10 protein-coding genes are annotated in these 13,434 nt (G+C 70.0%); 4 read left to right on the plus strand and 6 right to left on the minus strand.

Annotated features, from left to right (window positions below; translation table 11 throughout):
- On the plus strand, positions 1 to 768 hold a 768-nt coding region (locus tag ABT288_RS28800), incomplete at its 5' end, for a DMT family transporter (protein WP_351613585.1).
- Here the strand turns inward: ABT288_RS28800 and ABT288_RS28805 are convergent.
- On the minus strand, positions 758 to 1,891 hold the full coding sequence (locus tag ABT288_RS28805) for a transglycosylase family protein (protein WP_351613588.1): 1,134 nt from the start codon (positions 1,889 to 1,891) through the stop codon (positions 758 to 760). The genes ABT288_RS28800 and ABT288_RS28805 overlap by 11 nt on opposite strands.
- 272 nt (positions 1,892 to 2,163) lie before the next feature.
- On the opposite strand from ABT288_RS28805, the gene gnd reads away from it, so the two are divergent.
- Complete coding sequence (gnd, locus tag ABT288_RS28810; RefSeq protein ID WP_351613591.1) at positions 2,164 to 3,603, plus strand: NADP-dependent phosphogluconate dehydrogenase; 1,440 nt, start codon at positions 2,164 to 2,166, stop codon at positions 3,601 to 3,603.
- A gap of 499 nt (positions 3,604 to 4,102) precedes the next feature.
- Here gnd and panD read toward each other — a convergent pair whose 3' ends face one another.
- Positions 4,103 to 4,522 carry an aspartate 1-decarboxylase gene (panD, locus tag ABT288_RS28815; RefSeq protein WP_351613594.1) on the minus strand — a complete coding sequence of 140 codons (420 nt, stop codon included), beginning with the start codon at positions 4,520 to 4,522 and terminating at the stop codon, positions 4,103 to 4,105.
- Between the two features lie 599 nt (positions 4,523 to 5,121).
- Here panD and ABT288_RS28820 point away from each other — a divergent pair.
- Positions 5,122 to 6,831, plus strand: coding sequence for an alpha-keto acid decarboxylase family protein (locus ABT288_RS28820; protein WP_351613600.1), 1,710 nt, complete (start codon positions 5,122 to 5,124; stop codon positions 6,829 to 6,831).
- A 47-nt stretch (positions 6,832 to 6,878) separates the two neighbouring features.
- Here the strand turns inward: ABT288_RS28820 and ABT288_RS28825 are convergent, their stop codons facing one another.
- The 3 genes from ABT288_RS28825 to ABT288_RS28835 form a co-directional block, all read right to left on the minus strand.
- Entirely contained in the window at positions 6,879 to 7,124 is a 246-nt protein-coding gene (locus ABT288_RS28825; RefSeq protein ID WP_351613603.1) for an Lrp/AsnC ligand binding domain-containing protein, read from the minus strand.
- A gap of 554 nt (positions 7,125 to 7,678) precedes the next feature.
- Entirely contained in the window at positions 7,679 to 8,512 is an 834-nt protein-coding gene (locus tag ABT288_RS28830) for a sterol desaturase family protein (RefSeq protein WP_351613606.1), read from the minus strand.
- A gap of 1 nt (position 8,513) precedes the next feature.
- Entirely contained in the window at positions 8,514 to 9,227 is a 714-nt protein-coding gene (locus ABT288_RS28835) for a FadR/GntR family transcriptional regulator (RefSeq protein WP_351613609.1), read from the minus strand.
- Between the two features lie 837 nt (positions 9,228 to 10,064).
- On the opposite strand from ABT288_RS28835, the gene katG reads away from it, so the two are divergent.
- Positions 10,065 to 12,257, plus strand: a complete 2,193-nt coding sequence (katG, locus tag ABT288_RS28840) for a catalase/peroxidase HPI (protein WP_351613610.1) — start codon at positions 10,065 to 10,067, stop codon at positions 12,255 to 12,257.
- Positions 12,258 to 12,761: 504 nt separating this feature from the next.
- Here the strand turns inward: katG and ABT288_RS28845 are convergent.
- Positions 12,762 to 13,208 (minus strand): PAS domain-containing protein, encoded by a 447-nt coding sequence (locus ABT288_RS28845; protein WP_351613612.1) that lies wholly within the window; start codon positions 13,206 to 13,208, stop codon positions 12,762 to 12,764.
- Between the last annotated feature and the right edge of the window lie 226 nt (positions 13,209 to 13,434).

Below are 13,434 nucleotides of genomic sequence, written 5' to 3' on the forward strand. Positions count from 1 at the left end.
GTGGCGCTGATGTGCGCGGGCCGGGCCGCGCACCGGCACCCGGCGGTGCGCAGCGTGCTGCTCGCCACCGCCTCCGGCATAGCGTTCGGCATGTCGTCGGTGTTCACCAAGACCGTCGCCGTCGACTGGACGCACGGCATCGACCTGGAGGACCTGCCGGCCCTCGCGGTGATCGCCCTGTTCGCCGTCGCCGGTGTCCTGCTGTCCCAGGCCTCCTACCGGGGCGCCGGCCTCGCCGCGCCGCTGGCCACGCTCACCGTGGTCAATCCGGTGCTGGCGGCCGCCGTCGGCATCCTGATGTTCGGCGAGACGTTCCGCTACGGCGGCGCGGGCGCCGCGCTCGCCGTGAGCTGCGGGGTGGTCGCGGCGGGCGGTCTGGTCATGCTGACGACCGAGCGGATCGAGCGCGCCGAGCCGCCCGCCCTGCCGGACGCCGGCCCGGAACCGGTCTCCGCCGCGGAAACGTTCCCGGGCATGCCCCAGCAGCGAGGGGCGGCGGCACAGGCCGCGCCGGAGCGGGGCGGGCTTCCCGGGGCCGACGGCACGTCCGACGCGCCGCTGCTGCGGGAGGTGCTCGTGCAGGGACCGGGCGGCGGCCTGGTTCCGGGCCCGGGCGGCGGCCTGGTTCCGGGCGGCTGCGGGGAGAGCGCCGACCGCGGCGGACCGCCGGACCTGCGCTCGCTCCCCGCGTCGTACCTCGCGCTGCCCGCGTGCGTCGGGGCTCCGCTGCCGGTCCTGGACGCGCACGGTACGTGCCTCAGATCCTGACGCCGCCCGCCCGCAGATAGGCGAGCGGGTCGATGTCCGTACCGAAGCCTGGTCCGGTCCGCACCTCGAAGTGCAGGTGCGGGCCGGTGACGTTCCCGGTGGCTCCGGAACGGCCGATGCGCTGGCCCGTGCCGACGTTCTGCCCGATCCGCACCGAGATGGCCGACAGGTGGCCGTACTGGGTGTAGCGGCCGTCGGCGTGCCGGATCACCACCTGGTAGCCGTAGGCGCCGCCCCACCCCGCGGCCACCACCTGCCCGGCCTCCGCGGCCTTCACGGAGGTGCCGGTCGGCACGAGGAAGTCGACTCCGGTGTGGTAGCCCTTCGACCAGTGCGAGCCGGCCACGCGGTAGCCGGTGCCGATGGGCGCGTCGACCGGGGGGACGAGCGTACGGCCGGTGCTCTTGGTCCGGTGCGGTGCGGTCCTGTGCTCCGAAGGGTGCTTCTTCTCCGGGGACTTGGTGCCGGGGGCGGCCGTACCGCGCAGGCTGAGCCGCTGGCCCGGCAGGATCAGGTCGGGATCGGCGCCGATCGTCGTGCGGTTGCGGGCGTACAGCCCGCGCCAGCCGCCGCGGACGTGGTGCTCGTCGGCGATGCCCGAGAGGGTGTCGCCGTGCACCACCGTGTACATCTCGGCCCGGCCCGCGCGGGACTGCGGGGTGGTGTGCGCCTGCACGTCCTCCAGTGCGGCGCGCTGCGCCGGGCGCACGGTGGCGCTGTCGGTGTGCACGCCGGCGTCCGCGCCCCCGCGGGTCAGCCCGGCCCGCACCGAGCAGACCGGCCAGGCGCCGGGCCCCTGCCCGTCGAGGACCTTCTCGGCGACGGCGATCTGCTGGTCCCTGGTCGCGAGGTCGGCGCGCGGGGCGTACCGGGTGCCGCCGTACGCCTCCCAGGTGGACTGGGTGAACTGCAGCCCGCCGTAGTAGCCGTTGCCCGTGTTGATGCTCCAGTTTCCGCTGGACTCGCAGGCGGCGACCTTGTTCCAGGTGGAGGCGTCGGCCGCGTCGGCCGTGCCGGCGGCGACCAGCGGGATCGCGAGGCCGGCCCCGCCCGCCGTGACCGTGAGTGAGGCGCGGTTGATCCTGTTCGGCTGGTACCGGCGATGCCGGCCGCGTACGGCCATGTCCGAATTCCCCTCGGCATGCGTCAGGAGGGGGCAAAAGTAAGCGCCACGAACAGGCCATGACAAGACGGAAAACCGGCCTCCCGCACCGCCCAAGTGGCCGGGAACGGCCCCCGCTTGGCCCGGATCGCCGGAGACTGAGGCCGAGGGCGGCGTGCGTGCGTACAAAGGCATGGCGGGTCGGATGTGCGCTCGCCGTGGCGGCACGTCAGGATGGGCGAGGACCCGTACTGACGGAGCCGTAGTCACGAGGCAGCTAGGGAGCAGGCGGTATGAGCACTTCAGCGCAGATCGGTGTCACGGGCCTCGCGGTCATGGGCCGCAACCTCGCCCGTAACTTCGCCCGCAACGGCTACACGGTCGCCGTGCACAACCGTACGGCGTCGCGGATGAAGGCGCTGGTGGAGGAGTTCGGGCACGAGGGCGACTTCGTCGGGGCCGAGACCGCCGAGGAGTTCGTGGCGGCGCTGGAGCGCCCGCGCCGCCTGGTGATCATGGTGAAGGCGGGCGAGCCGACGGACGCGGTGATCCAGGAGTTCGCACCGCTCCTGGAGCCCGGTGACATGATCATCGACGGCGGCAACGCGCACTTCGCGGACACCCGGCGCCGGGAGCGGGAGCTGCGCGAACGCGGCATCCACTTCGTCGGCACGGGCATCTCCGGCGGCGAGGAGGGCGCGCTGCACGGGCCGAGCATCATGCCGGGCGGTTCGGTGGAGTCGTACGCGTCGCTGGGCCCGATGCTGGAGAAGATCTCCGCGAAGGCGAAGGACGGCGCGCCCTGCGTGACGCACTGCGGCCCCGACGGCGCCGGGCACTTCGTGAAGATGGTCCACAACGGCATCGAGTACGCCGACATGCAGCTGATCGGCGAGGCGTACCAGCTCCTGCGCGACGTCGCCGGGTACTCCCCCGCCGAGATCGCGGAGATCTTCCGTACGTGGAACACCGGCCGTCTCGACTCGTACCTGATCGAGATCACGGCGGAGGTCCTGTCGCACGTGGACGCGGCGACGGGCAAGCCGTTCGTGGACGTGGTGGTCGACCAGGCCGAGCAGAAGGGCACCGGCCGCTGGACCGTCCAGATCGCGCTGGACCTGGGCGTTCCGGTGTCCGGTATCGCCGAGGCCGTCTTCGCGCGCTCGCTGTCCGGTCACGCGAAGCTCCGCGAGGCCTCGCAGGGGCTGGCGGGCCCACGGGCGGCAGCGCTGAGCAAGGACGAGGCGGCCGCCTTCGCGGACCGGGTGGAGCAGGCGCTGTACGCGTCCAAGATCGTGTCGTACACGCAGGGCTTCCACGAGATCGCCGCGGGCAGCGAGGAGTACGGCTGGGACATCGACCTGGGTGCGGTGTCCTCGATCTGGCGGGGCGGCTGCATCATCCGCGCCGCCTTCCTGGACCGGATCCGCGCCGCGTACGACGCCCGCGCCGATCTGCCGAGCCTGCTGTCCGACGAGACCTTCGCGCGCGAGATCGCCGAGGCGCAGGACGACTGGCGTGAGGTGCTGATCGCAGCGACGCGGCAGGGCGTGCCGACGCCGGGCTTCGCGGCGGCGCTGGCGTACTACGACGCGCTGCGGGCGCGGCGGCTGCCGGCGGCCTTGACGCAGGGGCAGCGGGACTTCTTCGGGGCGCACACGTACCGGAGGGTGGACCGGGAGGGGTCGTTCCACACGCTGTGGGGTGGGGACCGGTCGGAGGTGTCTGCCTGAGGTGTCCGCCCAGGGGGCGGGGGGACGCGCGGCCGACGTGTCCGGGTGCGTCGTGGCTGGTCGCGCCCACGCGGCGGAGCCGCATAACGACAGGTCCCCGCGCCCCTTCGGGGAGGATGTGTGCCCGGCGTCGTCAGGTGAGGGGTGGGCCTGGCTCGGGGTTGGGTACGGGTTCCGGCCCCGGTGGGATCGGGGACGGTGACGGCTCCGGTGGGCCGGGGGCCGGAGGTGCCGGGGGTGGGGTCGGGTCGGGACCCGGCGGGGGTGGGGTCGGCTGGGGGCCCGGCTCGGGCGGGGGGACGGGGCTCGGGTAGGGGTCCGGTGTGGTGGGACCCGGACCCGGCGTCGGCCCCTGGGGGAGCGGGTCGAGGTGCGGGTTCGTCATGGCGTCCTCCGGGCAGTCGCTGAACGTCGCCTCTGGACTACTCCCCCGCCTACCCGACCCCCGCGCGGCCACTCACCCGACAGGCCGAGCCACCACCCGCCCGGAGCGCCTCGGTCAGGCCCGGACGGCCTGCGGGCTGCGCTGCTGGTCCGAGCCGGGCACCGGCTCGGACGGGTCGGCACCGAGGGAGACGATCCGGTTGCCGGCGTCGACATGCACGACGCGGGGCTTCAGCGCCCGTGCCTCGGCGTCGGTGACCTGGGCGTAGCTGATGATGATCACCAGGTCTCCGGGGTGCACGAGATGGGCGGCCGCCCCGTTGATCCCGATCACCCCGGACCCGCGCTCACCCTCGATGACGTAGGTCTCCAGCCGGGCACCGTTGGTGATGTCGACGATGTGCACCAGCTCGCCGGGCAGCAGATCGGCGGCGTCGAGCAGGTCGGCGTCGATGGTCACCGATCCCACGTAGTGCAGGTCGGCCTGGGTGACGGTGGCGCGGTGGATCTTGGACTTGAACATGGTACGAAGCACGGAGAATCTCCCGGTTTGTCTGCTCCCTGCCTGCTTTTTGCAGGTCAAGGGCGGTCTTCGGAGACTACAACGATTCGCATGTGTGGTCAGCTGTCGCCGGGTGTTCGAGGACACACACTGATCCGTTGCCGGCTTTTCTGAGGTGGATTCAGGTGGGGACATCCCGCAAACGCTTCTGTCGAGCTTGCCGCTCTTCGTCGACGGCTTGGCCGGCTACCAGGTGCGTGCTGCCATCCGCCGGATCGGCCGGTCTGGGCGTCGTCGGCGCAGAGTCCCGGCGGTCACCGGCGGGGGCATGGACGTCTTCGGCACCGACGACCGTCTCGCCGGCTGCGGGGCCGTCGCCCTCATGCCCCGCGACTCGGGCAAGGTCAGCGGCAGCGTGCGGTACCCGCAGATCCACCTGCCTGACATCCACGTCCAGCGGATCGTGGCGCTCACCCTCGAAGAGACCGACGACAAGCAGATCAAGATGAGGACGGTCCGTGAGTGGAAGCGCGAACGCCCCCAGAGGCCCCCAGCCATCTCTCACCGCAAAATGGAAATGAGCCGCTCCCGCTCCCAGCGGAGACGACACCGGCGATGCGGAGGCACAGGCGATGTCCACCAGCCCGAGCCGATGGATGACGATCGGCGACTTCCTGCTCCGGCGTCTGAAGGAGGCCGGCGTCGGCCACCTCTTCGGCGTCCCTGGTGACTTCAACCTCGAACTGCTGCAGCAGCTCCAGGACGCGGGCACGCTGCAATGGGTCGGCAACTGCAGTGAGCTGAACGCGTCCTACGCAGCCGACGGCTATGCCCGGCTGAACGGCATGGGCGCACTGCTCGTGACGAACGCCGTAGGCGCCCTGAGCGCGATCAACGGGGTCGCCGGCTCCTACAGCGAGCACGTGCCGGTGGTCTGTATCTGCGGGTCGATACCGCTGAAGTCCATCGATCGCGGCCTGGGGATGCACCACACGATGGCCGACGGCACATGGGACCGCTTCCTCGGCGCCTACGCGCAGGTGACCGCCGCGCAGGCGCGACTGACCCCGCACAACGCGGTCACCGAGATCGACAGACTGATCCTCACCGCGTGGCGCGAAAAGCTCCCGGTGTACATGGAGTTGCCCTCCGACATCGCCTATCTCGACATCGAGGTTCCCGAGGCCCCGCTGGTACTCGCACAACCGCCCAGCGACCCGGAACGGCTGCGGTCGTGCATCACCGCGATCGCGGGCCACCTGTCCGCCGCCGAGTCACCGGCGGTCCTGGTGGATCTGGACGCGGACCGGTTCGGCGTGGCAGCCGACCTCATGGGGCTGGCCGAGAAGATGCAGCTCCCCGTGGCAGTGATCAGCACAGCCAAAGCGGTCATCGACGAGACGTTCCCCTACTACGTCGGCATCTACAACGGCCAGGCAAGCGAGCCGCACACGCGCGCGGCGATCGAGTCCAGCGACTGCCTGCTCTCCATCGGCTACCGGCCGATCGAGGTGACCACGGGCGACTTCACCGCTTCGCTGCCCGCCGACACGATCCGCGCCCGCAGCCACTCGGTGGACATCGGCGATGACAACTACCAGGCAGTGACACTCCAGGAAGTCATCCGCGGCGTACGGGACGCCGTCCCGCACGTCACGAGCCGTGCTGCACCACAGCGGGGGGCTACAGCGGCGAAGACCCACGCAGTCGGCTCCACCAACCTGACCCAGGCCGCGTACTGGCAGGCGATCCAGGGCTATCTCCGGGCCGGGGACGTGCTCCTCCTCGACAACGGCACGTCGTACGCCCTCCTCGGCCTGCAGCTGCCACCGGACTGCACCTTCGTCGGATCGATCAACTGGGGCTCGATCGGCTACTCGGTCGCGGCCCTGCTCGGCACCCTGACCGCAGCACCGGACCGTCGCCACCTGCTGTTCCTGGGCGACGGCTCGTTCCAGCTGACCGCGCAGGAGCTGTCGACCATCCTGCGGCACGACCACAAGCCGGTGATCTTCCTGATCAACAACGGCGGATACACCATCGAACGCGGATACCTCGGCAGAACCGAGCAGTACAACGACATCGCGACCTGGGCCTACGCGGATCTGCCGAGAGTGCTCCGTCCGGACACCACGGCGCGCTCGTTCGTCGTCAGGACTCCCGCGGACCTGGCGGAGGCCCTCAGCGCGCCCAACGACACGCTGATCCTCATCGAAGCGGTCATGGATCCCTACGACGCTCCGGCCGCGGTCATGGCCAGCAGCAACACCGGCGCGGACATCGACTACGGGCCTCGCGGCCCGCAGCACCGCGCCAACGCCCAGCTCAGGCCGGCCACCTGACTCCCCCGCCGACGCGCAACGGCCGCCGATCCGGGTCCCGTCCTCCTCTACGGGCCCGGTTTGACGGTCTTCATCGTGAAGTGCGAGGTGACGTTCTTGATCCTGGGGATGGTCATGACCCGCTGACTGAGGAACGTCTCGTAGGCGGAGAGATCGGCGACGGCCACGCGGACGAAACAGTCCGGGCTCCCGAACAGCCTCCGCAGCTCCAGCACCTCTTCGGCCTGCGCCAGGGTCTCCTCGAACCGCTCGACCGTGGAGTGGCCGATGCAGAGCACCTTGCCCTGCCGCACCAGGGCGTCGAGCGCGGCCAGGGGTCTCCTCGACCGGCGTGGCCGGGTGCAAACGCGAGATCCTCCGCTCTCTCGCGGAACTCGCCCCGGCATCGCAGGAACCCGACCCGGATAAGGCTGCGGCGACTGTGCTGACGCTCGACGACGGAGCCGCCTGCGCCCGGGTGAGCCTCGGCGATCCCACCGCCGCCGGTCTCGCGCGGGAGGCGGCGTCGCGCCTGCGCTGGCACACGGCTGGCCCCGGACCGGATCAGTCCTCGGCGTACTGGATGTCGAGGACGCAGGCGGCAGCCTGCGGACCGCGGCCCGGTGCCCGGTGACGGCGGTCGCCTGCGTGGCGGCGAGACCCTGCGCGGCCACGCCGAGGGTGGCACCGCCCAGGGTGGCTGGGACGGACCTGCGGGTCGCACCTGCGGGAGCCCCCTACGACTCGAGGTCGCGCTGCGGTTCCGCAGTGTTGTGGTGGGGGATGTCAGCCTTGATGCGGGCATGACGCCGGTGACGACCCACGGGACGGGCCCGAGCACGCTGGTGCGAAGATCAGCGGTGGCGTGTCATCCGTCCGCTCTGGGTGCCCAGCCGGGCGGCCCGAACAGATACCCGACACGGTCGCGCCAACGCCGCGCCGCGCGGACGTCGCGCCAGGCGGCCGCGAACTCGTGGAAGGCCACCCGCACCGGGTTGTAGGTGTCGATGTTCTTCGTCAGGCCGTACACCACCCGCACGCCTTCCGGCTCGAACGTACCGAAGAGCCGGTCCCAGACGATGAGGATGCCGCCGTAGTTACGGTCCAGGTAGACCCTGTTGGAACCGTGGTGCACGCGGTGGTGGGAGGGCGTGTTGAAGAACCACTCCACCGGCCGCCACAGCTTGTCCACCCGCTCGGTGTGCAGGAAGAACTGGTAGACGAGGCTGAAGGCCTGCTGGAGCAGGATCATCCACGGCGGAATGCCGAACAGTGCCAGCGGCAGCCAGAAGGGCAGCCCCGTCATCGGCGTCCAGCTCTGACGCAGGGCGGTCGAGAGGTTGAAACGGACGCTGGAGTGGTGGACCACGTGGCTCGCCCACAGCACCCGCACCCGGTGGTGGGCGCGGTGGAACGCGTAGTACGCGAGGTCGTCGCCGAAGAACAGCAGCACCCACGTCCACGCGGAGGACGGCGACAGGTGCCAGGGGGCGACGGCGAAGACAGCCGCGTACAGCACGATCGTCACTGCCTTCCACGGCATCGCGACGACCTGGCTGCCGGCGCCCATGGACATGCTGGTGACAGTGTCCCGCAGCTCGTAGCCGCGTTCGTCGTCGTCCGGGAGGAAGCGGTAGGACAGTGCCTCGACGACGACCAGCAGCACGAACGCCGGTATCGCGTAGACCACGGCCGGGATCATGTCAGCGCACCGCCTTCCGCGCCGTCGCGGGCACACTGCGGGACAGCAGTTCGCGCGCCAGCCGTTCCGCCGCCTCGGCCTCGCGTGCCGCGATGTGTGCCGCCAGCCGCTGATGTGCTTCGACGTCGAGGAGTTCCGCGGTCCGCAGGTCGTCCGGCACGTCGGCCACCGGGAGTGTGCCGCCCACCAGGCTGTTGAAGGCCAGCAGGTAGGCGACGTTCCCGGAACCCTCCACGATCAGCCGCCACCAGGCGACGTCCGCATCACCGAGCTCGGTCAGATCGGGCCCGGTGCGCGCGTACCGGCCCGCGGCCTCGACGATCTGCCGGGCGGTGTCCTCGGAGCACCGGATCGCACACAGCCGGGCCGCGTCGGCGCCGATGCACGCCCGCATCTCCAGGGCGTCGCGGGCGAGGTCCTCCACCGAGGGCCCGGCGTCGGCGGCCGCGATGCCCATGGCGAGGTCGAGGCCGGCGGTGTGCCGCCAGTCCAGGACGAGCGTGCGGCCGCCGTGGCTGACCTCGACCAGCCGTGCCTGCTGAAGCCGCTTGACGGCCTCTCGGACGGCATGCCGGTTCACCCCGAACTCGGCTGCCAAATCCCGTTCGGCGGTGAGCGCGGAACCGGCCGGCAGTTCCCCACCGAGGATCCTGTCGCGCAACAGGGCGAAGAGCTGGTCGGAGACCGCCTCGCGCCGGATGAGTCCCTGATTCATGGCGATCAGGGTGAACGCGACCAAGTCTCTGGTCAACTGGTTGGACCAGTATTTCTGCGATGATTCCGCGCGCACCGGTCGCCACTCGCGGACCGGCCCATGGCCCCCGGGGGACGGTCACCAACTGGCTGTGCCACATGTTCGCCGGTGGCGGCCACGCCGCACTGACGCGTCTGGCGAGGGAGCCGGGACCGGGCGCGGGCGAGCGTACGACTACGATCCGCGCCTGCCCACCGCCCAACGACGCGGCCTCGCACAGCGACGGCGTCCGGCCGACCCCGACCATCCCTGCTCGGCACCCTGGTCGTATCCCAGCACACCCGCACGACTCCGACGACAGAAGGCGGGTCCGCTCCAGGAACCTGTTGAGCGACGTGTCGGCGGCGCTGCCCGGCGAGACGACCTCGGGACGAGTCCCGAGGACGCACGGATTCATGTCCAGCGGGCGTCCAACGCGTCGTCCGACAGATGACGATCAAGATGGACGACTGTTCACTCAGGCCGTTGGGCGTGTCACCCCTACGGCCGCCACCGGCCAGGCCCCTCCGGCGGGTCTGGGGCCGCCGTATTCGATTCGGCTTGCGTCGGAAATCGGCACGGGTGCAGAAAGGCCGTCCCTTCTCTCACGTCTGTCATGCGGGGTGCTCTGCGTGTTTCATAGAGGTGTGGTCTGCGGTGGGCCACCATACGGACGAGGTACAGCACATTTTCCAGCCGGTGAGCGCCATGGCGCGCTGATTGTGTGGGTCGACGTGCGCGAACTCGACACCAGCAAAGCCAACGACGTCAAGAGCGGCAGCCGACAGAAGGAACACCGAGACAGGAAGAAGGACGGGCATGTCCGGCAGCGAAAGCGAGAATCCAGCAATCCCTTCACCGACGCCCACGCCGATTCAGCGGCCGAGGACGAACCGGGACTGGTGGCCGAATCAGCTGGACCTTCAGGTTCTCCACCAGCACTCGCCCCGATCCAACCCGATGGACGAGGACTTCGACTACGCGGAAGAGTTCGCGGCCCTCGACGTCGACGCCCTGAAGCGTGACGTCTTCGAGGTGATGACGACATCCCAGGACTGGTGGCCTGCCGACTACGGTCACTACGGGCCGCTCTTCATCCGGATGAGCTGGCATGCCGCGGGAACGTACCGCATCGAGGACGGCCGCGGCGGTGGCGGCAGCGGCGCACAGCGCTTCGCCCCCCTCAACAGCTGGCCGGACAACGCGAGCCTGGACAAGGCGCGCCGTCTGCTGTGGCCGGTCAAACAGAAGTACGGCCGGAAAATCTCCTGGGCCGATCTTCTGGTCTTCGCCGGAAACTGTGCCATGGAATCCATGGGGTTCAAGACATTCGGGTTCGGTTTCGGACGAGAGGACATCTGGGAACCCGAGGAGATCTTCTGGGGGCCCGAGGACACATGGCTCGGAGACGAGCGCTACAGCGGCGACAGGGAACTCGCCGGTCCTTTCGCCGCCGTGCAGATGGGACTGATCTACGTCAATCCGGAGGGGCCCAACGGAAACCCGGACCCGATGGCTGCCGCCCGGGACGTTCGGGAGACATTCCGGCGCATGGCGATGAATGACGAGGAGACGGTCGCGCTCATCGTCGGCGGCCACACCTTCGGCAAGTGTCATGGCGCGGTCGAAGCCACTTATATCGGCCCGGAACCCGAGGCCGCCCCCATCGAGCAGCAGGGCCTCGGCTGGCGGAACACATACGACAGCGGCACGGGCCCCCACACGCTCACCAGCGGTCTGGAGGGCGCATGGACCACCGAGCCGACCCGGTGGGACAACGGATACCTGGACAATCTCTACGGGTACGAGTGGGAGCTGACGAGCAGCCCCGCCGGCGCCCACCAGTGGACTCCCTCGGACCCCGCGGCCAGGAACACCGTACGCGACGCCCATGATCCGTCGAAGCGCCACGCCCCCATGATGCTGACGACGGACCTCGCGCTGAAGGTGGACCCGGTCTACGGCCCGATCACGAAGAGGTTCCACGAGAACCCGGACGAACTCGCGGTGGCGTTCGCCAAGGCGTGGTACAAACTGCTGCACCGCGACATGGGACCCCGCTCGCGTTACCTCGGCCCCTGGATTCCCGAGCCGCAGCTGTGGCAGGACCCCGTTCCCGACGTCGATCACGAACTGGTCGGGGACGAGGACATCGCTGCCCTCAAGAGCAGGATCCTCGCCTCGGGTCTTTCCGTCGCCCAGCTGGTCACCACCGCCTGGGCGTCGGCGGCGAGCTTCCGCGGCACCGACAAGCGCGGCGGGGCGAACGGAGCACGAATCCGGCTCGCGCCGCAGAAGGACTGGGAGCTCAACGACCTCCCCGAGGTGACCGAGGTACTGCGCACGCTCGAGCGGATCCAGCAGGACTTCAACCTCTCCCAGACCGGCGGAACGCGGGTCTCCCTCGCCGACCTGATCGTCCTCGGCGGGTGCGCGGCCGTCGAGCAGGCCGCGAGGAATGCCGGGTACGACGTGACGGTTCCGTTCGCACCGGGGCGTACGGATGCCTCGCAGGAGCAGACCGACACGACGTCGTTCGCCGTGCTGGAGCCCAAAGCGGATGCCTTCCGCAACTACCTTCCGGCGGGCGAGAAGCTGTCTCCGGAGACGCTCATGCTGGACCGCGCCAACCTGCTGACGCTGACCGCTCCCGAGATGACGGTGCTGATCGGCGGCATGCGGGCCCTGAACACCGGCTTCAAGGGATCCCCCCATGGTGTCTTGACCCACCGGCCTGGAAACCTGACCAACGACTTCTTCGTCAACCTGCTCGACATGGGCACGGAGTGGAAGGCGTCGGCTACGGACGGGACCGTGTTCGAAGGCCGGGATCGCGCCACCGGCGAGGTCAAGTGGACCGCCACCGCCGTCGACCTGATCTTCGGTGCGAACTCCCAGCTCCGAGCCGTCTCGGAGGTCTACGCGTCCCAGGATGGGGGAGAGAAGTTCGTACATGACTTCGTGGCAGCGTGGAACAAGGTGATGAATCTCGACCGGTTCGACCTCGCCTGAGCCCGACGTCCCGGTCCGACCTCATTGTCGGCCCGGGACGCGGCGAAGTGCGGCACTCTGCGGTGCTGAGCCCGGTGCCTGCGTGAGCGGGCCGGCTCCACATCGTCGTCTGCCCCCGGGGTGGAAGCCGGTTCAACGGGACGATCGCACATTCGTGGTCACGTGCCCAGTGCGGCTCGGACTCCGGACTTTCACCCCACCATTCAGGCTGGTCGAAGTCGCACGGATGTGTACGACCGCCAGACGAAGAAACCTGCTGTCCGGCATGACCGAATCAAGCCGCTTCCCACAGCCCTGCGTCCGGAATGCGGGCCGCCTTTGTGATGCTGCCCGGCATCAGGTGCCGGTAAGTGCGACACGTCTCCTCCATGGACTTGCGATGCCCGCGTGGCACGCGATGTCACGGAGCGTCAGATAGCACACTTGGACCGACTGCGGACACCCCGGCCGGCGACGCCGACGGCAGTACCCGCACCCGCACCGGGGCTGTTCCGACAGGCGCCTTCACTGTCGTTCGGGGTGTCCGCCATCGGTACCGGGATCGCCTGCTCGGCCCAGATGAAGGGGGCGTCCCTCGACGTCCCCCGTGAGACCGAGCAGCCGCCGCGCCTCGTCGTTGACCACGGTGATCCGGCCTCGCGGGTCGAGGCCGACCACGCCCTCCCGGATGCCGTGCAGGGTGGCCTCCCGGTCCTGGAGCAGGCCCGCGATCTCCTCCAGCTCCGGTCCGAACGTGCTCCGCTTGAGCCGGGCGGCGAGCAGGAACGCGGCGGCCGCTCCGACCGCCAGGGCGATCCCGGCGTAGTGGCCGAAGGCGGGCAGCTCACGCACCAGCTCGCCGGACGCCTGGGCCTCCGGAATGCCGGCCGAGACCTCCCCCACCAGACGCCGACCGGTACCCGGCGCGTACAGCGGCACTATGCCGTTGGCCGAGCGGCCTGTCGCGCCCACATTGATCCTCGTGTGCGACTTTCCGTCCCGACGGCGCGGGCGGTGCCGGTACGGTTCGCCGCCGCAGCCGGCCGCCCGGCTGGTCGGCGTGCCCCGGGAACAGTCACGCCAGGCGAAGCGGCCGACACCCGACTCATCGCGCGCCTTGCGGACCCGCGTGACAGCCGCTATTGACAAGGCGAAGTCGCGCAAGTTGTCATGAACACATGATCCTGCCTCCCGGGGC

The sequence above is a fragment of the Streptomyces sp. NPDC001093 genome (assembly GCF_040298985.1).
Taxonomy (GTDB): domain Bacteria; phylum Actinomycetota; class Actinomycetes; order Streptomycetales; family Streptomycetaceae; genus Streptomyces.

Excerpts from the sequence above, each read along its gene's own strand:
- ABT288_RS28805 (WP_351613588.1), bottom strand. The coding sequence starts at position 1,891 with ATGGCCGTACGCGGCCGGCATCGCCGGTACCAGCCGAACAGGATCAAC.
- gnd (WP_351613591.1), top strand. The coding sequence starts at position 2,164 with ATGAGCACTTCAGCGCAGATCGGTGTCACGGGCCTCGCGGTCATGGGC.
- ABT288_RS28820 (WP_351613600.1), top strand. The coding sequence starts at position 5,122 with ATGTCCACCAGCCCGAGCCGATGGATGACGATCGGCGACTTCCTGCTC.
- ABT288_RS28830 (WP_351613606.1), bottom strand. The coding sequence starts at position 8,512 with ATGATCCCGGCCGTGGTCTACGCGATACCGGCGTTCGTGCTGCTGGTC.
- ABT288_RS28835 (WP_351613609.1), bottom strand. The coding sequence starts at position 9,227 with ATGAATCAGGGACTCATCCGGCGCGAGGCGGTCTCCGACCAGCTCTTC.
- katG (WP_351613610.1), top strand. The coding sequence starts at position 10,065 with ATGTCCGGCAGCGAAAGCGAGAATCCAGCAATCCCTTCACCGACGCCC.